The following is a 23,404-nucleotide window of genomic DNA, read 5'->3' as shown; positions in this document are numbered from 1 at the left end:
AAGGAAACCTCCATATGTCTGAAGTCAATAAAATTGACGTAGACGCGCTAGAAACACAAGAGTGGTTACAAGCTCTTGAATCAGTTGTGCGCGAAGAAGGTGTTGAACGAGCTCAGTTTTTACTTGAGCAAGTATTAGAGCAAGCCCGTTTAGACGGCGTTGATATGCCAACGGGTATTACCACGAACTACGTTAATACTATTCCTGTAGATCAAGAGCCTGCTTACCCAGGTGATGTAAATCTTGAACGTCGTATTCGTTCAATTATACGTTGGAACGCGATTATGATCGTTCTACGTGCATCTAAAAAAGATCTCGACTTAGGCGGCCATATGGCGTCTTACCAATCATCTGCTGCATTTTATGAAGTATGTTTTAACCACTTCTTTAAAGCACCAAATGATGTAGACGGTGGTGACTTAGTTTATTACCAAGGTCATATTTCTCCAGGTATCTACGCACGTGCATTTGTTGAAGGTCGTTTATCGGCTGCGCAACTAGATAACTTCCGCCAAGAAGTTGATGGCGAAGGCTTACCATCGTACCCACACCCTAAGTTAATGCCTGAATTTTGGCAGTTCCCTACGGTATCAATGGGCTTAGGTCCTATTTCATCAATTTATCAAGCACGCTTCTTAAAATACTTAGATGGTCGTGGCTTAAAAGACACTAAAAACCAACGTGTATATGCGTTTTTAGGTGACGGTGAAATGGATGAGCCAGAATCACGTGGTGCTATTTCTTTTGCTGCACGTGAAAAACTAGATAACCTTTGTTATTTAATTAACTGTAACTTACAGCGTTTAGACGGCCCAGTTATGGGTAACGGTAAAATTATTCAAGAGTTAGAAGGCTTGTTTAAAGGCGCTGGCTGGAACGTAATTAAACTAGTGTGGGGCAGCGGTTGGGATATTCTGCTTGCTAAAGACACAACAGGTAAATTACTACAATTGATGAACGAAACAATTGATGGCGATTACCAAACATACAAAGCTAAAGATGGCGCATATGTGCGCGAGCACTTCTTTGGTCGCTACCCTGAAACAGCTGCCCTTGTTGCAGATATGACAGATGATGAAATTTTTGCGCTTAAGCGTGGTGGTCATGAGCCATCAAAACTATTTGCTGCATTTAAAAAAGCAGAAGAGACAAAAGGTCGTCCAACTGTAATTCTTGCTAAAACTGTAAAAGGTTACGGCATGGGTGAAGCAGCTGAAGGTAAAAACATTGCGCACCAAGTGAAAAAAATGGATATGTCGCATGTTGCACATTTACGTTCACGCCTTGGTCTTGATGACTTAGTATCTGAAGAGCAATTAAAAGAATTACCATACCTAGAGCTTGAAGAAGGTTCACCTGAGTACAAGTACCTACATGCGCGTCGTGATGAGCTTAAAGGTTACACACCTAAGCGTATTCCACGTTTTAGTGAAAAACTTACGTTGCCAGAAGTAGATGCATTTAAGCCACTACTTGAAGAGCAAAAGCGTGATATTTCTACTACTATGGGCTTTGTTCGTGCACTTAATATCTTATTAAAAGATAAAGGCATTGGTAAAAATATCGTACCAATTATTGCAGATGAAGCGCGTACATTTGGTATGGAAGGTTTATTCCGTCAAATCGGTATTTATAACCCGCATGGCCAAAACTACACGCCACAGGATCGTGATATTGTTTCTTACTATAAAGAAGCAACTTCAGGTCAAGTATTGCAAGAAGGTATCAATGAGTTAGGTGCTATGTCGTCATGGGTTGCTGCTGCAACATCATACAGCACTAACGATTTACCAATGATCCCATTCTACATTTACTACTCTATGTTTGGTTTCCAACGAGTTGGCGACATGGCATGGATGGCGGGCGATCAACAAGCACGTGGTTTCTTATTAGGTGCTACAGCGGGTCGTACAACGCTAAATGGTGAAGGCTTACAACACGAAGATGGTCACAGCCACATTCTTGCAAACACGGTTCCTAACTGTGTTTCTTATGACCCAACTTACGCGTTTGAAGTGGCTGTTATTGTACAAGACGGTATTCGTCGTATGTACGGTGACGACCAAGAAAATATTTACTACTACCTAACGCTTATGAACGAAAACTACCATCAGCCAGCTATGCCAGAAGGCGCTGAAGAAGGTATTCGTAAAGGTATTTACAAGCTTGAAAGTTACGAAGGTAAAAAGGCCAACGTACAGCTATTAAGCTCAGGTACTATTATGACTGAAGTGCGCAAAGCTGCTTCAATCTTAAGCGAAGAATATGGTATTGCATCAGATGTTTACTCAGTAACATCTTTCAATGAGCTAACGCGTGATGGTCAAGATGTTGAGCGTTTCAACATGCTTAATCCTGAAAGCGAGCAAAAAACAGCATTTATCACAAGCGTATTAAACGACTCTGTGACTGTTGCAGCAACGGATTACATGAAAAACTACGCAGAACAAGCGCGTTCATTCATTCCAAGCAGCAACTACAAAGTGTTAGGTACAGATGGTTACGGTCGTTCTGATAGCCGTGAAAACCTACGTCGTCACTTTGAAGTTAACGCAAGCTACGTTGTTGTTGCTACGTTATCTGAACTTGCTAAACGCGGTGAAGTTGAGAAGTCAGTAGTTGTTGAAGCACTTAAAAAGTTCAACATCGACACTAACAAACTTAACCCACTGTACGCATAAGAGGTTTGCAATGAGTATTGAAATTAAAGTACCTGATATTGGTGACGACGAAGTAGAAGTAACCGAAATATTAGTAAGCGTTGGCGATAAAGTAGATGTTGACCAATCATTACTAAATGTTGAAGGCGACAAAGCATCAATGGAAATACCTGCTTCTCAAGCGGGGACTGTAAAAGAGATTAAAGTTAACGTTGGCGACACCGTTACAACAGGCTCTTTAGTATTTTTGTTTGAAGGCGAGAGTGAAAGCACTGGTGAAGAAAAAGCATCAGCCGCTGCTCCAGCTAAATCTGAAGAGGCAGCACCAGCTGCTTCTACAGGTTCTTCAATTAAAGAAGTAACTGTACCAGATATTGGCGATGATGAAGTTGAAGTAACTGAAATCATGGTTGCTGTTGGTGACACCGTTGAAGAAGAGCAATCTATCTTAAACGTGGAAGGCGACAAGGCAGCAATGGAAGTTCCAGCTCCATTTGCCGGTACAGTTAAAGAAATTAAAGTAGCCGCTGGCGATACAGTTAAAACTGGCTCGTTAGTGTTTGTTTTTGAAGTAGCAGGAAGTGAATCTGCAGCACCGGCTAAAGAGTCGGCTCCTGTAGAAGCGCCAGCTGAGAGCTCAACAGCAAGTTCAGCACCAAGCACTAAAGAAGTTAATGTACCTGATATTGGTGGCGATGAAGTTGAAGTAACTGAAATTATGGTTGCCGTTGGCGACGAAGTTTCAGAAGATCAATCAATCTTAAACGTTGAAGGCGACAAAGCTGCAATGGAAGTTCCAGCTCCATTTGCAGGTAAAGTTAAAGAAATTAAAGTAGCCGCTGGCGATAAAGTATCGACTGGTTCATTAATTTTTGTATTTGAAGTTGCAGGCAGTGCGCCAGCGGCATCTGCACCAGCTGAAAAATCAGCACCTGCAGCAGCGGCTAAAACTGAGTCAGCACCGGCTCAAGCAGCACCTGCAAAAGCAAGTAATGAAAGTTTCACAGAAAACAGCGCGTATGCTCATGCATCACCCGTTGTTCGCCGTTTAGCGCGTGAGTTTGGTATTAACCTAGCTAACGTTAAAGGCACTGGTCGCAAAGCCCGTATAGTTAAAGAAGACGTGCAAAACTATGTTAAAAACCTAGTTAAGCAAGTTGAATCTGGTCAATTATCTGCAGGTAGTAGCGCAGGTGGTAGTGAGCTTGGTCTTATTCCATGGCCTAAAGTAGATTTTGCTAAATTTGGCGAAATTGAAGAGAAAAAACTGTCTCGCATTCAAAAGCTATCAGGTAAAAACTTACACCGTAACTGGGTGCAAATCCCACATGTTACACAGTTTGATGAAGCTGATATCACAAGTCTTGAAGTATTCCGTAAAGAGCAAAATGCACTTAGCGAGAAGAAAAAGCTTGGCGTTAAAATCACACCACTTGTGTTTGTGATGAAAGCAGCGGCTAAAGCACTTGCAGACTTCCCAACATTTAACTCTTCATTGTCTAGCGACGGCGAAAGTTTAATTCTTAAGAAGTACATTAACATTGGTGTTGCTGTTGATACGCCAAATGGTTTAGTAGTGCCAGTGTTTAAAGATGTTGATAAAAAAGGCATTATTGAATTATCACGTGAACTAATGGAAGTATCTGTTAAAGCACGTGACGGTAAGCTTACATCGTCTGATATGCAAGGCGGCTGTTTTACTATCTCTAGCCTTGGCGGTATCGGCGGTACGGCATTTACGCCGATTGTTAATGCGCCAGAAGTTGCTATTTTAGGTGTATCTAAATCTGAAATGAAACCTAAATGGAATGGCAAAGAGTTTGAACCAAAACTAATGGTTCCGCTGTCTATGTCATACGACCATAGGGTTATTGACGGAGCATTAGCTGCACGCTTTACTGTGACTCTTGCAAGTTATATGAGCGATATTCGCCAGTTGGTGATGTAACCAGTTTAGTAAAATTGGTATACGCAATAAAATAAATAGAATCAAATCCCAGCCAGTTGTTTTTAGCTGGGATTTTTACCATTTGCAATGATACAATCTTTGTACGAATTGCATCACTTTGTGCGCTGCTCACTCTTTCTGCCTTGCAGAAACATGGCAGTTAAATTTTAGGGCAGTGTCCCGTTCAAACAATTAAGGTAAAAGCATGAGCAACGAATTAAAAACTCAAGTTGTTGTACTAGGCGGTGGTCCTGGTGGTTATTCTGCGGCTTTCCGTGCTGCTGACTTGGGCTTAGAAGTTACATTAGTAGAATCTCGCGAAACATTAGGTGGCGTATGTCTTAATGTTGGTTGTATTCCTTCTAAAGCACTTTTACACGTAGCTAAAGTGATTGATGACGCAGCAGAAATGTCATCTCACGGTGTTACTTTTGGCGCACCAAAAATCGATCTTGACCAAGTTCGTACTTGGAAAGATTCTGTAGTTGGCCAGTTAACTGGTGGACTAGAAGGCATGGCCAAAATGCGTAAAGTGAAAGTTGTATCTGGATACGGCAAATTCACTGGCAGCAATACTTTAGTAGTTGAAGGCGCAGACGGCGCTACAACTATCACGTTTGATAACGCGATTATTGCAGCAGGTTCTAAACCAGTTAACTTACCTTTCATCCCAGAAGATGACCGTGTAATTGATTCAACTGGTGCATTAGAACTTAAAGACGTACCAGAAAAGCTACTTGTATTGGGTGGTGGCATTATTGGTCTTGAAATGGGTACGGTTTACCGTGCGCTAGGTTCTGCAATTGATGTTGTAGAATTTGCTGATCAATTAGTACCAGCAGCTGATAAAGACATTATCAAAATTTACCAAAAATACGTAAGCAAAAAATTCAACGTAATGCTTTCAACTAAAGTTGTTGGTGTTGAAGCTAAAGAAGACGGCTTATACGTAACGTTTGAAGGTAAAAACGCCCCAGCAGAACCAGTACGTTACGACAAAGTACTTGTTGCAGTTGGCCGTACTCCAAACGGTAACTTACTTGATGCTGAAAAAGCGGGCGTAAACGTTGATGAGCGTGGCTTTATTAATGTTGATAAGCAATTACGTACTAACGTAAGCCATATTTTTGCAATTGGTGACTTAGTTGGACAGCCTATGCTTGCGCATAAAGCGGTTCATGAAGGTCATGTTGCTGCAGAAGTTATTTCTGGTCAGAAGCATTTCTTCGACCCTAAATGTATTCCTTCAATTGCGTACACAGACCCAGAAATCGCTTGGGTAGGTGTTACTGAGAAAGAAGCAAAAGAGCAAGGCTTAAAAGTTGAAACTGCGGTATTCCCGTGGGCAGCATCTGGTCGTGCAATTGCATCTGCTCGTACTGAAGGTTCTACTAAACTTATCTTTGATAAAGAAAGTGGCCGTATAATCGGTGGTGCTATGATCGGTATTAACGCGGGCGAAATGCTTGGCGAAATCGGTTTAGGTATTGAAATGGGTGCTGATGGTGAAGACTTAGCGCTTACAATTCATGCTCACCCAACATTGAACGAATCAATCGGCCTTGCAGCTGAAATTTTTGAAGGTTCAATCACTGATTTACCAAACAAAAAAGCAGCTAAAAAGAAGTAATTTAACTTTTTAGTATTTGCTTGAAAAACCCAACTTCGGTTGGGTTTTTTTATGTCTATTTTTAACTTAGATAAATATAAGATTAAATAACAAGAAGTCGTTACAATGCGCGCTTAATTAATTGAAGGTAAATACAGTGAAAAACTCAGTTCTAGCATTACGCGCTCAACAAATAAGTGAATCTCGTCGAGAGTTTAATGCTCGAGGCGGTAAATTAGATCGCTGTGAACAATGCCTGATTGCTAAGCACTACTGTATTTGTAAAGGTGTTGAGCATGCAGATTGTAAGGCCGCTGTATGCTTACTGATGTATCATAATGAAAGCTTTAAACCTTCTAATACAGGGCGTTTAATTGCTGAAATAGTGCCAGATAACCACGCATTTAGATGGGATAGAACAGATCCTAACCCCGCTCTTTTAGCTTTAATAAATGATTCGCAGTATCAGCCTATGGTCGTCTTTCCCGCAGAAGATGTAGAAGAGGGCAGAGCCATTACAGAAGTGAGTATTGAATCAGGTAAAAAGCCGCTATTTATATTCTTAGATGGTACGTGGCGCGAAGCTAAAAAAATGATTCGCAAAAGCCCTTATTTAGATAACTTGCCTGTACTTTCTGTTACTGCTGATAAACTATCTGATTACCGATTACGTGTAGCCCCTCATGCACATCAACTAGGCACTGCTGAAGTGGCTATTATGGTATTAGCACTTGCGGGCGAAATGGATGCATCGACAAAATTAGAGCAGCATTTTATTAAGTTTCGTGATGCCTATTTATTGGGTAAGCGCAACAAGGGCCGACCGCTAGAAGATTAATTTTACGAAGTTAAGCAAATGCTTGCTGATTTTTTAAGTGAGCAAGTGCTTTATTTTGAATTGCTCTGAAGCCTTCTTCAGATGTTAATTGTAAAACAGTATTATACAATTGGCTTATACTATTATGCACTTGAATAAACGAGATGCAGTCTTCACCAATCATTTCTTTTGCTTCTTCAACTCGTTTTAAAAAGTAGCAGCTAATGTCTATTTTGCCATTAAATTGAGTCGTTGCAATTGCGTTTGCTATTCTATTAAGTTGATAGCTAAACTCATCAGGTCGAGCACCTTCACCCCACTTACTAATACGAATATCGCGTTCTAACTTAATAATTTCGTTAAGTATATTTTTAAACTCACTCATTGGTATATTTAAAAAGTTATAACCTTTGGGGTTAAATAAAGCTTTATAGGGATTTTCGTCGGGAGTTGGGGCACTAAAAACACCAATTGGTTTTGCTGTACTTGCGTCTGATACTTTACATAAAAAGGCATTACTTTGAGATGTTTTAAAATTCATATCCATTGAGTATTTATGATCCTTGCGTTATTTAGTTATCGGCGCAATTAATAAAAAACTTAGCGAAATTTAAAATATTAATAAAGTATTTTAAGGTCTTAGCATTGATTGGCTGTGATGCGATATTACTCAGTAAAGATTAGTGATAATTGCTCAGTGCTTTACTCACCCAAATTTTAGGCAAAGAAAAGCGCGCTCTATCTCTAGGCGCGCTTGCGGAATCTTCTAATTTTCTGCATCCTGCAATTGAACTTAATCAACTCCAATTTTCACTAATCCATGTTTATTACTATATTACTTTTTAGTTCTATGTAATGTAGACCGTCCGGGCCTGTATCCTTAAATTCCTAAACATCCTGTAGGGTAAATACTATTACCAAATCCTTGATTACACTTCCTAGTGTATCCTTGTTTTAACCAATCCCTTGTGTTGCCTTAAAGGCCTGTCCATTTATTCCTTCAACATCCTGTTGAACAACTTAGCCTTGTTGTTATCCTTTTCGCATCTTCCTGACGCTGTCCTTTTTACAACATTGCGTTGTGATACTCATCCTGAGCCTGTCCTAAAATCCGTGTTGTCCTGATAACCTAATCATTGGTTGGTTGAGTAAGCAGTCCATTTCCTTTTACTCAATAAGCGTCATTGCTTGGTTGATGCGTAAATTATAGTGCAATAGAGCAACTAAAATAGAGATAAAACTACATTCAATTAGTGTTTTTGCAATAGTAATAAATGTAAATTCGATGTAATTCATGGGTTTAGCTGTTTTTGGGTTGTTTTTTATCTTGTTTTTTACTCATTAGCTGTCACATCCGTAAGACATCTCTTACACGGTATTTCCTTTTTGGGCGTTATTTACATATTTACATTTATTTAAAGTGTGCACTTTTAGAATGAGCACGGTAGAATTCGTTGATAATAACAGTTATTTAGGTGGAATAATGAAGAAAGTATTTGCACTTGTTTTAGGGGTAGTTGCATCGGCACCAGTCTTTGCAAACGATGTTGTTAACATCTACTCTTTTCGTCAACCGTTTTTAATTCAGCCAATTTTAGAAGACTTTACAAAGCAAACAGGTATAAAAACCAATGTTGTTTTTGCTAAAAAAGGGCTAATTGAGCGTGTTAAACGCGAAGGCAAGCACAGTAAAGCTGATTTAGTATTAACCTCTAACTTTAGCGCGCTTATTCAATTAGAAGATTTAAAATTAACACAAACTATAAAAAGTGACAGTGTAAATAATAATGTTCCAGCCGCCTTTCGTGACGGTGATGGCCAATGGGTTGCGCTTACTAAGCGAGTGCGTAATGTGTATTCATCAAAAGAGCGAGTTGGTGAGTTACCTAAGCTTACTTATGAAGATTTAGCAGACTCCAAATACAAAGGACAAATTTGTACGCGCTCTGGCAAACATCCATATAATTTAGGTTTAGTGGCTTCTATGATTGCACACCATGGTGAAGCGCAAACTAAAGAGTGGCTTGAAGGTGTTAAGGCTAATTTAGCACGCAAGCCCCAAGGTAACGATCGTGCTCAAGTTAAAGCTGTTAAAGAAGGTTTATGTAACTTGGCATTAGGTAATAGTTACTACCTTGGCAAAATGCTAGAAGATAAAGAACAAAAAGGTTGGGCAGAGGCCGTAAATATTAACTTTCCGAATCAAGTTAATCGTGGCTCACACATAAATGTATCGGGTGCGGTTATTACCAAATACGCTAAAAACCCTGGAAATGCATTAAAGCTCATAGAATATATGACCGACAGTAAAGCACAAAACATGTATGCCTCATTAAATATGGAGTATCCAGTTAAGTCGGGTGTTGAATTATCAAGTTTGGTTGCCTCTTGGGGGAGTTTTAAAGAAGACAGCTTGCCACTTGATGAGATTAGTAAATATCGTCCGTTAGCACTTAAGCTAATTGATGAGGTGAAGTTCGATCTTTAATGACTAATAAATTTAAGCTGTCTAAATGGCAGCTCTTTGCGTGGTCGACTGGCTTAATACTATCGGCCCCGTTGTTTTTTCTTCTTTTTGAATCTCTACAAGGTAGCTCTGAGGTGTTTTCTCACCTGTGGGATACCGTGCTTTGGGATTACATAACCAATACCGTATTGTTAGTTTTAGGTGTTTGCGTCCTGAGCTGCGCCATAGCTTTGCCGCTTGGGTGGCTAACGGCTTACTGTAGTTTCCCGGGTAAAAAACAGTTTGAATGGGCACTTATGCTGCCCCTTGCTATGCCTACCTATATTATTGCCTATGTATACACTGATTTATTAGATTATGCGGGCCCGGTGCAAATAGCATTGAGAAAATGGTTTGGCTGGCAATCACCTAGCGACTATTGGTTTTTTGATATACGTACATTACCCGGCGCCATCGTTATGATTGCCTTGGTACTTTACCCGTATTTATTTTTAATTTTTAAAACGGCCCTTCGCGAGCAGTCATTCAAATTAGTACAAGCTAGCCAGTTAATGGGGCTATCTCCTTGGCAAAGCTTTTTTAAAGTCAGTTTAGTGCTCTCTCGTGGGGCAATTGTGGCGGCCCTTGCACTTATTAGTATGGAAACCATGGCCGACTTTGCAACAGTGAGTTATTTTGCCGTAAGTACATTAACAACCGCCGTATACGATACGTGGTTTGGTTATTACTCACTTACAGCGGCCGCTAAAATATCGGGTGTGATGTTACTGCTGTTATTTTTAGCATTAATGGCAGAGCGTTTTAGTCGCCGAAACCAAGCGGTATTTGAGCGACAATCAAGTGTAAATAGCGAATCTCTCTATGTATTAAAAGGAAAGTCTGCTTGGCTCGCAACGGCATTTTGTAGCTTTATTTTACTTATCGCTTTTGTAATTCCTATTGCAGTACTTATAAATTACGCCATTACCTACTTTGATAAAGCATGGGATGTAGAGTTTTTTAGTTACGCTTGGCAAAGTTTAAAAGTGGCAGGGGTTGTAAGTGTTATAACGATTACATTGAGTGTTTTTGTGGTTTTTTATCAGCGTGTTGCAAAGCAAGCGTATCCGCTTATTCCTGGGCGCTTAGCAAGCACGGGTTATGCGTTGCCTGGCACAGTACTCGCTATTGCGGTTTTATTACCTCTTACATTATTAGAGAACACCATTAACACAGCGCTCGAGAAGTATAATTTAGACATTGGCTTACTGCTTACAGGTAGCATTCTTACTATTATTATTGCTTATATTGTTAGGTTTTACGCCATTGCACACGGAGCAATTGAGTCGAGTTTTTTACGTATTAGTCCATCACTTGATATGGCAAGCCAATCAATGGGTAAAAGCCAAGGGCAAACGCTGCGTTTAGTGCATCTACCTTTACTGCGAAGAGGGTTACTCACTGCAGCCCTATTGGTATTTATTGAATGTATGAAAGAGTTGCCAGCTGCGCTATTGCTCAGACCGTTTAATTTTGAAAGCTTAGCTACTCATGTATTTCAGTATGTGAGTGACGAGCAATTAGAGCTTGCTTCAATATCTGCATTATTTATTGTTATTGTTGGGTTTATTCCTTTGTATTTTATTAATCGTTCTATGGAGCAGCGTAGTTAAATGAGTAGTTTAATTTTACAAGGCGTGAGCTATCACTATAACGGCACAAAGGTTATTCTCGATTTAGATTTAACAGTAGGTAAAGACGAAATTGTTTGCCTACTCGGGGCGAGTGGATGCGGAAAAACAACCACATTAAAAGCGATTGCAGGTTTAATTGAAGCCAAGCAAGGGTCTATTTTTATAGACGGTAAATTAGTGAGTGATGAGCAATCGTTTGTCTCACCTGAGCATCGTAACATCGGCATGATGTTTCAAGACTATGCATTGTTTCCGCATTTAACGGTGGCAAATAATATCGCATTTGGGCTTAGTAATATGAGCAAAGCTCAAAAGCAGCAACGCGTTGATGAAATGCTTAAGCTTGTGCATTTAATTGGCTGTGCTGACAGGTTTCCACATCAGTTATCGGGTGGCCAACAGCAACGCGTCGCTATCGCTCGTGCATTAGCTTATAAACCTAGTTTATTACTCCTTGATGAGCCTTTTTCAAACATCGACACACAAGTGCGCTTTGAATTAATTGCCGATATACGTCGAATTATTAAAGCAACTCAAGTATCTGCTGTGTTTGTTACACACTCAAAAGAAGAGGCGTTTGCGTTTTCAGATACACTTGCCATTATGCATCGCGGTAAAATTGCACAACAAGGCACGCCAGAGCAGCTTTTTGCAGCTCCATGTTCAAAGGAGGTTGCAGAGTTTCTGGGTCAGGGCATATACTTAAGCGCAGAAGTGTTAACCGCAACTGAATATAAAACACCATTTGGTTTAGTCGAATCTTATGTTGAGAGTAAGCATAATGTAAGTGCAGGGCTTATATATGTGCGCCCTCATCAAATAGAATTAGTGGCAGATAACCAAAGTGACAAATTCAGCAAGCGAGCTACAATCATAAGTCGTCGCTTTATTGGTTCGGCGTATGTTTATTCGCTCGTTATTGATGAACAAGAAATTGAAGTTGCTGCACAATATGGCCAGTCATTTGAAAATAATGATCAGGTTATAATAAAAATAAAACCTCACACGGTGAATTTTTTCGAATCGTAATTAATTTGTTATTCGCTGTGTTTTTATCTGTAAAACTAAGGAATAACAATGGCGCAAGCGCAATCAGGGATTTGTGCTGAAGCAAACTTACACGGTTTGCACTTATTTTTTAATGTGTTTGATGGTCAAGACGAATCACTTCGCGCAAAGTTAAAACAAGTAAGCGCTATAGAAGAAGAGTTTAGCGATCAATTTTCAGAATCAATGCTCTCTTGTATGGTTGCTATTGGTGCGCAATACTGGCCGCATATCCTCCCTGAATACATTCCAAGCGAATTACAGAGCTTTCCTAATATAACCCATAGCGATCACCAAATGAGCGTACAACCGTGCGATTTATTTGTGCAAATTCGCTCTGACCGTGAAGACGTTAACCATTTATTTGCGCTACAAATTTTAAAATTATTTGCCCCCGATGTAGAGCTGGTGGAGCAAATTCGGAATTTTCGCTTTTTAGATGGTCGTGATTTTAACGGTTTTATTTATGGTGGCGACACCGCACATGGAAGAAAAAAGCGCGCTACGGCTTTAATCAGCAACCCTGGTAGCTTTGAAGATCAGGGGAGTTATATTCATGTTCAGCGTTATAAACATGATTTAACTATGTGGCAGCATTTATCATTGAGTGAGCAAGAGCAAATAATGGGACGTACGCGTCTTGATAACACGCTAATTACCCCAGCGGTCGAAACCAGCCATGCTTCGCGAAGTGAGCTAAAAGACGAAGACGGACAACCGCTACTATTAAATCAAAGCATGCCTTATGGCGACGTGTATGAGCAGGGAATGTTATCAATTACATGCGCTTGTACGGGCACCGCATTTGAAAAAGTACTTAATAGTCGTTTAGGGGAAGGGGATTGCTACGACCACTGGCTTGATTTTACTCAAGCCGATATGGGTTCTGCTTTCTTTGCACCTTCAATAGGGTTTTTAAAACAAATTTAATTTGCTATTAAACCGTATCAAATAAAATGCGAACGCGTTCAAGTGTTACATCTATTTCAGATATTTTAGCAGGAGCGATAAAAATAGTGTCATCGCCGGCAATAGTTCCTAGTACGCCATCTGCTTTACCTAATGAATCTAATAAACGTGCAATAAGCTGAGCAGCACCTGGGCTGGTACGAATGATGATCATCATTTCGTTGTGCATAATGTCGATTACTAATTGGCGTAATGGGCTTTTAGCCGTAGGTACACCCATTTCAGCAGGTAAGCAGTAAACCATTTCTTGTTTGGCATTACGTGTGCGTACAGCGCCAAACTTACTTAACATGCGTGATACTTTACTTTGGCTTATATTGTCAAAACCTTGATCTTTTAACGCATCAACTATTTCGCCTTGAGAGCCAAAATTTTCTTCTTTTAATAGTGATTTAAATGCTTTTACCAGTGCTTCTTGTTTATCTTGTGGTTGCATAGTCTTTATTCGTTTTTGTTATTTATGCCGCAAATTCTACACAAAAATGAATAATTATGCAGCAGTTGTTTAGTTAACTTGCCAGTTTGATGCGTTAAATCACATAAGTTTACGACTATGGTCGAAAATATACTTGAAATAGACAGGATAAATTTGTTTTTAGTCGCTAATTTCATTATCTTAAGAGCCACAAATGTTTCCTACCTCAAATTACGGAGAATTCCAATGAAAGTTGCTGTATTAGGTGCTGCAGGCGGTATCGGCCAAGCGTTGTCTTTATTATTAAAAACAGGCTTACCAGCTGGCTCTGAATTATCACTTTATGATGTTGCACCAGTAGTACCAGGTGTTGCGGTTGACCTTTCTCACATCCCAACAGATGTTAAAGTTGCAGGCTTTGGCGCAGACGATTTAAATAAAGCGCTTGAAGGTTCTGACATCGTTCTTATCCCAGCGGGTATGCCACGTAAACCAGGTATGGATCGTGCTGATTTATTCAATGTAAATGCTGGCATCATCAAAACTTTAGCAGAAGGCATTGTTGCCAGCTGCCCTAAAGCGTTAGTAGGTATTATTACTAACCCAGTAAATGGCACAGTTCCAATTGTTGCTGAAGTATTCAAAAAAGCAGGTACTTACGACGCTAAACGCGTATTCGGTATTACTACGCTTGACGTTATTCGTTCAGAAGCATTTGTTGCTGAACTTAAAGGCGTAGACGTAGCAACTGTAAAAGTACCAGTAATTGGTGGTCACTCAGGCACAACGATTCTGCCTCTACTTTCTCAAGTTGAAGGTGTTTCTTTCACTGATGAAGAAGTTGCTGCACTTACTCCACGTATCCAAAATGCGGGTACTGAAGTTGTAAATGCTAAAGCAGGCGGTGGTTCAGCTACGCTATCTATGGGTGCTGCTGCAGCTCGTTTTTGTATGTCTTTAGTTAAAGGCCTACAAGGTGAAGAAGTTGTAGATTACGCTTACGTTGCTGTTGAAAATGGCGATGCAGAGTACTTTGCACATCCAGTACGTTTAGGTAAAAACGGCGTAGAAGAAATTCTTTCTTACGGCGAACTAAGCGCATTTGAAACAAAAGCAAAAAATGACATGCTTGAAACTCTGAAAAAAGACATCAAAGAAGGTGTTGATTTCATGGCGTAATAGCCGGTTTAAGCAACAAAAAAGCCTGCATTTGCAGGCTTTTTTATTGCTCAGAATTAATGTCACACTGTGTAACTAGTTAAAACTAGTGGTCCCGGTCAACCGCAATACGGGCAAGGCTTATAAGTGCTTGCTTATAGTCAGACTCAGCTAAAAAGTCTAAACAGGCAATGGCTTTTTCGGCCTCAAGCTCTGCTTTTTGCATTGTAAACTCAAGCGCATTAGTTTGTTTTAGTGCAGTTAAAATTTCTTCTAAATGCTCCATACCATTACTGTGCTCTATTGCATCACGAATAAGCTGTGTTTGCTGCTCGCTACCATGTTGCATAGCATAAATAAGCGGAAGGGTTGGTTTGCCTTCAGCTAAATCATCGCCAATGTTTTTACCTAGCTGCTCAGCATCTGCATTGTAATCGAGTACGTCATCTACTAGTTGAAACGCAGTACCTAAATGCATACCGTATAGGTTTAGTGCATCAAGTGTCGCTTGGTCTTGCTCTGTGATAATGGCAGCAAGGCCTGTAGCTGCTTCAAATAATTTAGCTGTTTTAGAGTAAATAACCTGCATATAGCTGGCTTCAGTCGTATCTGGGTCATTGCAGTTCATCAGCTGCAATACTTCACCTTCAGCAATAATGTTTGTTGCATCGGCAAGTACTTGCATAATCTGCATTTTTCCAAGGCCAACCATAAGCTGAAATGAGCGAGTGTAAATAAAGTCACCAACCAATACGCTAGCAGCATTACCAAATTCAGCATTTGCTGTAGGCGTGCCACGTCGTAAGTTTGATTCATCTACAACATCATCATGCAATAGCGTTGCTGTATGGATAAACTCAACAATTGTTGCAAGTGTTATGTGATCTTTACCCTGATAACCGAGCGCTTTGGCTGCTAAAATAGCCAGCATTGGACGAACGCGTTTGCCGCCACTGCTAACTATATATAAACCAAGCTGATTAACTAACGCCACATCTGAGCGCATTTGCGCATGTATAAGTTGATTGACGTCATTCATATCGCTTTCGATTAACGCCTGGATAGCTTTTATATCCATTGATCTCCGAGCCAATTTTTATGTGTGAACGGCGCAGATTGTACAACAAAAAATGCACTAGCTCGATATTTTGTGACGATTGATTGAAAAAACACTATTAAAGTACTTAATTTAGACTGAATTAGCCAAGATAACTGATTAATTGATAATCAATATACAGTTTATGGTGTGCTTAGATATTGAGCTGTGAGGGTCATATTTGAGTACATTAATTTATTTCGGCTAAGAGTTAAAAAGCGCTTGGCAAAAGGGCTAATTAATATAAAATGGGGTAAATATTGAATTGCTCTCAAAGCAGCTACTTTTTATTCATTTTAATTACAAAATAGGCTTGCTAGTTATTTCGCGTTAGCGTAAACTTCGCGCCCTATCGAAGAATATTTTAGTTGCGCCGATTTGAGGGTGCACAGACGGAGTTAATTATGTACGCGGTTTTCCAAAGTGGTGGTAAACAGCATCGTGTGACTGAAGGTCAAACGATTCGTCTTGAAAAATTAGACGTTGAAACTGGTGCGGCAGTAGAATTTGATTCAGTACTTTTAGTTGCTGATGGTGAGAAAATCGAGATCGGTGTACCGTTCGTAAACGGTGGCAAGATAACAGCTGAGGTTGTTTCACATGGTCGCGGTGAGAAGATTAAGGTTGTTAAATTTAGACGCCGTAAGCATTCTCGTAAGCAAATGGGCCATCGTCAATGGTTCACTGAAGTTAAAATCACTAGCATTAGCGCTTAATTAGAGGTACTTAGAAATGGCACATAAAAAAGCAGCTGGTAGTACTCGTAACGGTCGCGATTCAGAAAGCAAACGCCTAGGTGTTAAGCGTTTTGGTGGCGAATCAGTTCTAGCGGGTAGCATCATTGTTCGTCAGCGTGGAACTCGTTTCCACCCTGGTACTAACGTAGGTATCGGTAAAGACCACACTATCTTCGCAAAAGCAGATGGTAAAGTTCAGTTTGAACAAAAAGGTCCTTTAAACCGTAAATACGTAACTATCGTAACTGAGTAATCAGTAAGGTAGTTAAAAACCCCGCCTTTGCGGGGTTTTTTGTTTTGTAGTCAGCCAATATATACCCAAGCCTGCATTTGTGCTGGCTTGGGTATATAATAGAGTTATTAAACAAGCCAATCCCTAAAGTGAGTAATCATGAAGTTTGTAGATGAAGTAGAAATTCGCGCAGAAGCTGGAGACGGTGGCAGCGGCATCGTGTCTTTCCGTCGTGAAAAATATGTTCCAGATGGTGGACCAGACGGCGGTGACGGTGGAGACGGTGGTAGTGTTTATCTACAAGCTGATGAAAACTTAAATACCTTAATTGATTATCAGTTTGAGCGCTTCCATAGAGCTGAACGTGGTACTAACGGTCGTAGCCGTAACTGTACAGGCCGAAAAGCTGATGACTTGTTTGTTATGGTGCCTGTAGGCACGCGCATCATGGATGTTGATACCCAAGAGGGACTTGGCGATTTAACGCAACATGGTCAACGAATTTTGGTTGCAAAAGGTGGTTTCCACGGCTTGGGGAATGCGCGTTTTAAATCAAGTACTAACCGAGCACCTCGTCAAAAAACATTAGGCACACCAGGTGAAGTACGTAACTTAAAATTAGAGTTACTATTATTAGCTGATGTTGGTTTACTTGGATTACCAAATGCCGGTAAATCTACGTTTATCCGCAGTGTATCTGCAGCAAGACCAAAAGTAGCTGATTACCCATTCACGACGCTTATTCCTAATTTAGGTGTAGTACGTCCTGAAGCAAATAAATCATTTGTTATAGCCGATATTCCGGGTCTAATTGAAGGTGCATCTGATGGCGCAGGCCTAGGTATTCGCTTTTTGAAACATTTAGAGCGTTGTCGTGTGTTATTACACATTATTGATGTAATGCCGGTAGATGGTTCAAACCCTGTTGATAATGCGTTTTCGATTATTAACGAACTGCACCAATACAGCCCTAAATTAGCTGAGAAGCCACGCTGGTTAGTATTTAATAAAATAGATTTATTACCAGAGGATGAAGCAAAAGCGTTATGCGAATCGATTGCAGAAGAGCTGGGCGAAACTGAAAATATCTATCACATTTCAGCAATTAATAAACTTAACACTCAACCATTAATCCACAACATAATGACACTACTTGATAGCATGCCTAAAGAGAAGTTTGTACAAGTGGAAGATGAAGAAGTTGAATTTAAGTGGGATACCTATCATGAAAAAGCCACTAAAGGTAAGGGCAATGATGATGATTGGGATGACTGGGATGAAGATGATTACGACGTAGAAGTTGTCTACGAGCGTTAATTAAATAGAATTTACTAAAAAGGAGCTTATGCTCCTTTTTCTTTGTTTAAGAATAAAGTACTAGGTGTTTATTATGATAATTTCAATGATAGCAGCAATGGCAAATAACCGTGTAATTGGTCTAGATAATAAAATGCCATGGCATTTACCTGCAGATCTTCAGCATTTTAAAAAGGTCACTACGGGTAAGCCTGTGATCATGGGTCGTAAAACTTTTGAGTCTATAGGCCGTCCATTACCTGGGCGCCGTAATATTATTATTACTCGAAACAGCGAATATACTGCACAGGGTATTGAAGTAGTAACTACGCCAGATGCCGCATTAGAACTCGTTGCTACTGCTGAAGAAGTAATGATTATTGGTGGTGGTAATATCTATGAGCAATTTTTACCAAAAGCAGAGCGCCTGTATCTAACTTTTATTGATTTAGATGTTAAAGGCGATACACAGTTTCCTGATTACAATAAAGTTGCTAATTGGTACGTGAAAGAAGAGCAAGAAAACCATCCGGATGACAAGAATTTATCTAGTTATAAATTCGTAACTTTATATAAAGAACGTTAACATTATTGCGTAAATTTTGATAGATTGATATAATATTCGATAGTCTATATAAGAACAAAGTATTATAAAGGGTTTGTCATGTTTAAATTACCAAAGCTAGTTGCACTTACTGCCGTTGTAGCTGTTAGTTCGTTTTCGTATACAGCACCTGTAAATGCTGAAGATCAATTAGCAGTATCTATTTGTGAATATATTGCGGCAGATGATAAAAACCGATTACGCAGCAAGCTTAAAAGCTCTCGTGTAAAAATTCGTAATATTTATGATGCAGTACAATGTAATGGTAATAACTTATTACGCCATGCTGTTGCTAGTAATGCAGTAGATACTGGTGAGTATATAGTTAAAAACTTATCAAAAAGTGCGTTAACAGATGGTGCTGACATTGCTTGGGCTGAAGGTAATTTTGCCAGCTCACCGCTTATTGCAGTAATTAAAGATCGTGCAGGTCTTTAATTATAAAAAGGTTTTGTAACGCTACCTTTAGTTAGAAATTTATTGGTCTGGGTTTGTTATTTATAGCAAACCCAGGCTTTTTTCGTTTAGCTAATGTAATCTCACCCCACAACAAAATCATTAATAAGTTCACTATTTACCTATCTATTTTATATTCCTAAAGTGTAGAGTCTTCACTTTAAAAGCAGCTTCAAATTTACTTCTTCAAAAGAGGTAACTTTATTCAGCTGGTATCTATTTTGTATCTGCTAGTTTATTTACAAACTTAATCACTAAGGACAGATATGAAAGCTGTAATTCCAGTAGCTGGCTTAGGGACGAGAATGCTCCCTATGACAAAAGCTATCCCAAAAGAAATGCTCCCAATAGTCGATAAGCCTCTAATTCAATATATTGTCAGCGAATGTGTGTCCGCTGGTATTAAAGATATTGTATTAGTTACGCATAGCTCTAAAAATGCAATCGAAAACCACTTTGATACAAGTTATGAACTTGAAGCGACTCTTGAGAAGCGTGTTAAACGAGCTTTATTAGATGAAATTCGCTCTATTTGTCCAAATGATGTAACTATTATGAGTGTACGCCAAGGTGAAGCTAAAGGGCTTGGACATGCTATTTTATGCGCTAAACCAATAGTTGGTGATAACAACTTTGTTGTGCTCCTGCCTGATGTGATACTTGATGCCTATACTGCGGATCAAGAAACTGAAAACTTAGCGGCCATGATTAAACGCTTTAAAGAAACTCAAGCAAGCCAAATAATGCTTGAGCCGGTAGCTAAAGAAGACGTTAGTAAATATGGTATTGCTGATATAAATGGGGTTGAGTTAATGCCAGGTAAAAGTGCTGCAATTAAAGCAATGGTTGAAAAACCTGATGCAGATTTAGCGCCTTCTAATCTGGCTGTTGTAGGGCGATATGTACTGAGTAAGAATATTTGGCCTCTACTTGCAAAAACGTCTGTAGGTGCTGGCGGTGAAATACAACTTACAGATTCTATTGACGCATTAATGGCACAAGAAACCGTTGAAGCATTTCATATGAGTGGTCGCTCTCACGATTGTGGAGACAAGTTAGGCTACTTAAAAGCAATTGTTGAGTACAGTCTGCGAGACGAAAAGCTAGGTAATGATTTTTCAAGTTTTATAAATGATTTGAATTTACCTTAATACAGAGCGTATTCTTCGTTCTATGGTAGGCTATTTTGAGCTACTAAGTTAGCCGTACTTTTTATACCTAGTAGTAGGCTACGTAGTACGATTGTTACTTATTCTGTATTAATCTTTTCAAGGAATTACCATGATTGAGCAAGGCCAAGAATTACCAGCAGTGACGTTAACGCAATTAACTGACGACGGTATGCAATCTCTTACAAATAAAGAATTGTTTGAAGGTAAAAAAGTCGTGTTATTTGCAGTACCTGGTGCGTTTACACCAACGTGTTCAAATGCTCATTTACCTGAATTTATTACCCTTGCTGATAAAATTAAAGCAAAAGGTGTTGATGCTATTTACTGTGTATCTGTTAATGATGCATTTGTTATGAAAGCATGGGGTGACTCACAAAACGCGCAAGAAATTACAATGCTTGGGGATGGCGATGGAAGTTTCACTAAATCGTTAGGGCTTGATAAAGATACTGCTAGTTTTGGTGGTATACGTTCAACACGTTACGCTATGATTATTGAAAATGCGCTAGTCACAGGTTTATTTGTAGAACAAGACAAAGAGTTTGTTGTAAGCCGCGCAGAATCAGTACTAGAGAAGCTATAACAGTAATAAAGTGTAGATTTTAGCTTTAACTAATCTGCTAGTTATTATTGAAAAACCGATGTTGGCAACAACATCGGTTTTTTTATTAAAGGCCCAAACTTTAAATTACGGTTGGTATTGCCCGCTAAGCGTTAAACCAGAGAAAGTGCTATAAGCGTTAACGCTTAAGTGCCAAGTACCTGCTTGTGGATTAGTAAATGTACATGTTTCTGCATTGCCATTTTTATAAGGGCGGCAATCGTATGAGCTTGCTGTTGGTTGGCTACCGTATTTTACAAATAAATCAGCATCGCCACTGCCACCCGATGTTGTTACTGTAAACGTACTCATTCCAGCTGGTACATCTAACGTGTAATGTTTCCATTGCCCAGTATTGGCTGACACATCGCTAATCGTGCCGCCGCCTGCTTGTGGAGTACCTGAACCGCCACCCGATGATGAACCACCAGTAATATTACCTACCAAGCTAACAGCTGAATACGCAGAGTAGCCGTTAAGCATTACGTGGTAAGTTCCCGCAGTAGGGTTATCAATAGAACACTCTTCGCTATTACCGCCTTTATATGGACGACAATCATAGGTAGTAGTTGTAGGTTTACTGCCTGCACGTACGTATAAATCAGCATCGCCAGTACCACCACTCATAGTGAATGTTACGTTAGTTGCACCGCTTGGTACTGTCATCGTGTAAAATGCTTGTGCATTTGCAGCCCCACTTAAACCTGTTTTAGCTTCACCATTAATAAGCTCGCTATCGCCACCGGTAGGTGGAGTAGTGCCGCCACTTGCTGCTGCAACAGCTGCGGCAGCATCAACAATACCCGTACCACAGCTAGTACATGTTGCAGGGAACGAACGGGTAGTTGATTTTAAAATACTTTCTATTTCGTCAGGCGTTGCATCTGGTTTTGCTTGCTTAATAAGTGCCGCAACACCTGCTACGTGAGGCGCAGCCATTGATGTACCTTGTGAAAAGCCATAGCTGTCGCTTGAAGGTGTAGACGAACCTGAATTGTATGTTGATAGAACGCCTTCAGAGTCGTTTGCAAAGCTTTGTGCGCCGCCTGGTGCTGCAACATCAATATTGCTACCGTAGTTTGAGTAATAAGCTCTGCCGCCATTACGGCCCACTGAGGCTACATTTACTACACCGTTACAGTTACCTGGGTTGTAGTTTGCTGAGTTATCGTTATCGTTACCTGCAGCAATAACTACCACAGTGCCGTTACTACGTGCTGTGTTAATTGCATTTTGAGTTGTAGAGCTACATGAACCGCTGCCACCTAAACTCATATTAATTACATCAGCAGGGTTTGAGTTAGCAGGAATACCTGAAACACTTCCACCAGATGCCCAAATAATACCATCTGCAATATCTGAGGTTAAACCACCACACTTACCGAGTACACGAACAGGCACTACTTTTGCGTTATAAGCTACGCCTGCAACACCTTCACCGTTATTGGTTACCGCAGCAACTGTGCCGGCTACGTGCGTGCCATGCCAGCTAGAGTTTTGTGCACCGTTAGTGCCACATTCATTCGCAGCAACTGCATCACCAGGATCACGTGCATCGCTATCGCGACCACCACCGTCATTAGCTACCGAAAGGTTAGAGATCATATCGTAACCCGGTAAAATATTAGCGTTTAAATCAGCATGAGGGCGGTAGCCCGTATCTAGTACAGCTACAACTACACCGCTACCCGTTGCGGTATCCCATGCGGTCGGCAAGTTTAAACCACCGGCTTGCTCGTAGTAGTGCCATTGGTCATCAAAACGTGGATCGTTAGGAGTTGAAAACGGCTTTAACATTTGATCCACTTCAATGTATTCCACATTGCCAGAATCAACCATTTCTTGCATAAACTCTTGGGCCTCAGCCGCACTTAATTTTTTATCAGCACGCATTACGTGATGATTATTAAGTGCCATTGCACGAACGTATTTTGCTTTTACTTTGCCTTTTTTAGAAGCGAAGTTTTTAACAAAGCTTTGTGCGCGCTTTTTCATGCTAGCTGGGCTTGCGTCTGCAGTTGAAAGGCTCGCCATTTCGTTATTATTTTTATATTTAATAATGAACTGAGTTTCGAAACCGCCTTGGCTTTGTAGTTTAGCCGATGTTTCAGCCATTGAACTTGAAACTGATTGAGCCATGCCAGATGTTGCAGCAAAAAGCGTACTAACTGTAATTGCAATTGCGCATCTTTTAAAAGTTTTACTTGTTGTCATAATTATCCCTAGATTTTTATTTATTATTTCGTGATGTAAGATCACGATGCGGGAACAAAAGTAAACGATCTGTTAACTAGGTTAAAATATCAATTTATTATGTACCTCTTTCATTTAGTTATAACTCAGGTTTTTAGCGGTTTACTCGTTGTTTAGTATTTGTCATATAAATTAAAAATAAGTATAAAGGATTGATTTGTTGTGCGGGTAATTATTACCGACTTATTACTGAT

General features: G+C 40.0%; 21 protein-coding genes. 16 read left to right on the top strand and 5 right to left on the bottom strand.

Translation table 11 applies throughout. From position 1 onward, the window contains the following. The first annotated feature begins 14 nt into the window (after positions 1 to 14). From aceE to FFU37_RS13380, 4 genes are all read left to right on the top strand, one after another. Positions 15 to 2,681, top strand: a complete 2,667-nt coding sequence (aceE, locus tag FFU37_RS13395) for a pyruvate dehydrogenase (acetyl-transferring), homodimeric type (RefSeq protein WP_002957763.1) — start codon at positions 15 to 17, stop codon at positions 2,679 to 2,681. Between the two features lie 10 nt (positions 2,682 to 2,691). After that, positions 2,692 to 4,608 carry a pyruvate dehydrogenase complex dihydrolipoyllysine-residue acetyltransferase gene (gene aceF / locus FFU37_RS13390; protein ID WP_138489695.1) on the top strand — a complete coding sequence of 639 codons (1,917 nt, stop codon included), beginning with the start codon at positions 2,692 to 2,694 and terminating at the stop codon, positions 4,606 to 4,608. A gap of 205 nt (positions 4,609 to 4,813) precedes the next feature. Then, on the top strand, positions 4,814 to 6,238 hold the full coding sequence (lpdA, locus tag FFU37_RS13385; protein WP_002957761.1) for a dihydrolipoyl dehydrogenase: 1,425 nt from the start codon (positions 4,814 to 4,816) through the stop codon (positions 6,236 to 6,238). A 136-nt stretch (positions 6,239 to 6,374) separates the two neighbouring features. Beyond that, positions 6,375 to 7,055 (top strand): tRNA-uridine aminocarboxypropyltransferase, encoded by a 681-nt coding sequence (locus tag FFU37_RS13380; protein ID WP_138489694.1) that lies wholly within the window; start codon positions 6,375 to 6,377, stop codon positions 7,053 to 7,055. A gap of 10 nt (positions 7,056 to 7,065) precedes the next feature. On the opposite strand, the gene FFU37_RS13375 is transcribed toward FFU37_RS13380, so the two are convergent. Together FFU37_RS13375 and FFU37_RS20485 are read right to left on the bottom strand one after the other, a co-directional pair. Further along, complete coding sequence (locus tag FFU37_RS13375) at positions 7,066 to 7,581, bottom strand: hypothetical protein (RefSeq protein ID WP_138489693.1); 516 nt, start codon at positions 7,579 to 7,581, stop codon at positions 7,066 to 7,068. Positions 7,582 to 8,201: 620 nt separating this feature from the next. Next, positions 8,202 to 8,330 (bottom strand): hypothetical protein, encoded by a 129-nt coding sequence (locus FFU37_RS20485; protein WP_275404352.1) that lies wholly within the window; start codon positions 8,328 to 8,330, stop codon positions 8,202 to 8,204. A gap of 187 nt (positions 8,331 to 8,517) precedes the next feature. Between FFU37_RS20485 and FFU37_RS13370 the strand changes: the two genes are divergently transcribed. The 4 genes from FFU37_RS13370 to FFU37_RS13355 are packed head-to-tail and all read left to right on the top strand — an operon-like array spanning position 8,518 to position 13,151. Beyond that, positions 8,518 to 9,522, top strand: a complete 1,005-nt coding sequence (locus FFU37_RS13370; RefSeq protein ID WP_138489692.1) for a Fe(3+) ABC transporter substrate-binding protein — start codon at positions 8,518 to 8,520, stop codon at positions 9,520 to 9,522. After that, the gene (locus FFU37_RS13365) at positions 9,522 to 11,153 is read left to right on the top strand and encodes an ABC transporter permease (RefSeq protein WP_138489691.1); all 1,632 of its coding nucleotides are present in this window, start codon (positions 9,522 to 9,524) and stop codon (positions 11,151 to 11,153) included. Before FFU37_RS13370 ends, FFU37_RS13365 begins: the two co-directional genes overlap by 1 nt. After that, positions 11,154 to 12,203 carry an ABC transporter ATP-binding protein gene (locus FFU37_RS13360; RefSeq protein WP_138489690.1) on the top strand — a complete coding sequence of 350 codons (1,050 nt, stop codon included), beginning with the start codon at positions 11,154 to 11,156 and terminating at the stop codon, positions 12,201 to 12,203. A 48-nt stretch (positions 12,204 to 12,251) separates the two neighbouring features. Next, positions 12,252 to 13,151: a Dyp-type peroxidase gene (locus FFU37_RS13355; RefSeq protein ID WP_024604544.1), complete on the top strand. Its 900-nt coding sequence runs from the start codon at positions 12,252 to 12,254 to the stop codon at positions 13,149 to 13,151. Positions 13,152 to 13,158: 7 nt separating this feature from the next. Here the strand turns inward: FFU37_RS13355 and argR are convergent, their stop codons facing one another. Further along, positions 13,159 to 13,626 (bottom strand): transcriptional regulator ArgR, encoded by a 468-nt coding sequence (gene argR / locus FFU37_RS13350; RefSeq protein WP_002957753.1) that lies wholly within the window; start codon positions 13,624 to 13,626, stop codon positions 13,159 to 13,161. A gap of 225 nt (positions 13,627 to 13,851) precedes the next feature. On the opposite strand from argR, the gene mdh reads away from it, so the two are divergent. Continuing rightward, on the top strand, positions 13,852 to 14,784 hold the full coding sequence (mdh, locus tag FFU37_RS13340; protein ID WP_002957751.1) for a malate dehydrogenase: 933 nt from the start codon (positions 13,852 to 13,854) through the stop codon (positions 14,782 to 14,784). An 85-nt stretch (positions 14,785 to 14,869) separates the two neighbouring features. Here mdh and ispB read toward each other — a convergent pair whose 3' ends face one another. Continuing rightward, on the bottom strand, positions 14,870 to 15,841 hold the full coding sequence (gene ispB, locus FFU37_RS13335; protein ID WP_024596483.1) for an octaprenyl diphosphate synthase: 972 nt from the start codon (positions 15,839 to 15,841) through the stop codon (positions 14,870 to 14,872). Between the two features lie 422 nt (positions 15,842 to 16,263). On the opposite strand from ispB, the gene rplU reads away from it, so the two are divergent. From rplU to FFU37_RS13300, 7 genes are all read left to right on the top strand, one after another. Next, positions 16,264 to 16,575 carry a 50S ribosomal protein L21 gene (rplU, locus tag FFU37_RS13330; protein ID WP_002957748.1) on the top strand — a complete coding sequence of 104 codons (312 nt, stop codon included), beginning with the start codon at positions 16,264 to 16,266 and terminating at the stop codon, positions 16,573 to 16,575. 16 nt (positions 16,576 to 16,591) lie between these two features. Beyond that, positions 16,592 to 16,849, top strand: a complete 258-nt coding sequence (gene rpmA, locus FFU37_RS13325; RefSeq protein WP_002957747.1) for a 50S ribosomal protein L27 — start codon at positions 16,592 to 16,594, stop codon at positions 16,847 to 16,849. Positions 16,850 to 16,987: 138 nt separating this feature from the next. Then, positions 16,988 to 18,145, top strand: a complete 1,158-nt coding sequence (cgtA, locus tag FFU37_RS13320) for an Obg family GTPase CgtA (protein ID WP_002957746.1) — start codon at positions 16,988 to 16,990, stop codon at positions 18,143 to 18,145. 73 nt (positions 18,146 to 18,218) lie between these two features. Further along, positions 18,219 to 18,710 carry a type 3 dihydrofolate reductase gene (folA, locus tag FFU37_RS13315; protein WP_138489689.1) on the top strand — a complete coding sequence of 164 codons (492 nt, stop codon included), beginning with the start codon at positions 18,219 to 18,221 and terminating at the stop codon, positions 18,708 to 18,710. A 78-nt stretch (positions 18,711 to 18,788) separates the two neighbouring features. Further along, positions 18,789 to 19,166, top strand: coding sequence for a DUF3718 domain-containing protein (locus FFU37_RS13310; protein ID WP_002957744.1), 378 nt, complete (start codon positions 18,789 to 18,791; stop codon positions 19,164 to 19,166). A gap of 284 nt (positions 19,167 to 19,450) precedes the next feature. Then, complete coding sequence (galU, locus tag FFU37_RS13305) at positions 19,451 to 20,335, top strand: UTP--glucose-1-phosphate uridylyltransferase GalU (RefSeq protein WP_024594811.1); 885 nt, start codon at positions 19,451 to 19,453, stop codon at positions 20,333 to 20,335. Positions 20,336 to 20,465: 130 nt separating this feature from the next. Then, positions 20,466 to 20,939 (top strand): peroxiredoxin, encoded by a 474-nt coding sequence (locus FFU37_RS13300; protein WP_024594812.1) that lies wholly within the window; start codon positions 20,466 to 20,468, stop codon positions 20,937 to 20,939. A gap of 105 nt (positions 20,940 to 21,044) precedes the next feature. On the opposite strand, the gene FFU37_RS13295 is transcribed toward FFU37_RS13300, so the two are convergent. After that, a complete protein-coding gene (locus FFU37_RS13295) occupies positions 21,045 to 23,171 on the bottom strand; it encodes a S8 family peptidase (RefSeq protein WP_002957741.1) in 2,127 nt (708 codons plus the stop codon). Between the last annotated feature and the right edge of the window lie 233 nt (positions 23,172 to 23,404).

Source organism: Pseudoalteromonas distincta, from assembly GCF_005877035.1.
Classification (GTDB): Bacteria; Pseudomonadota; Gammaproteobacteria; order Enterobacterales; family Alteromonadaceae; genus Pseudoalteromonas; species Pseudoalteromonas distincta.
This window is presented reverse-complemented; position numbering and strand designations above follow the sequence as displayed.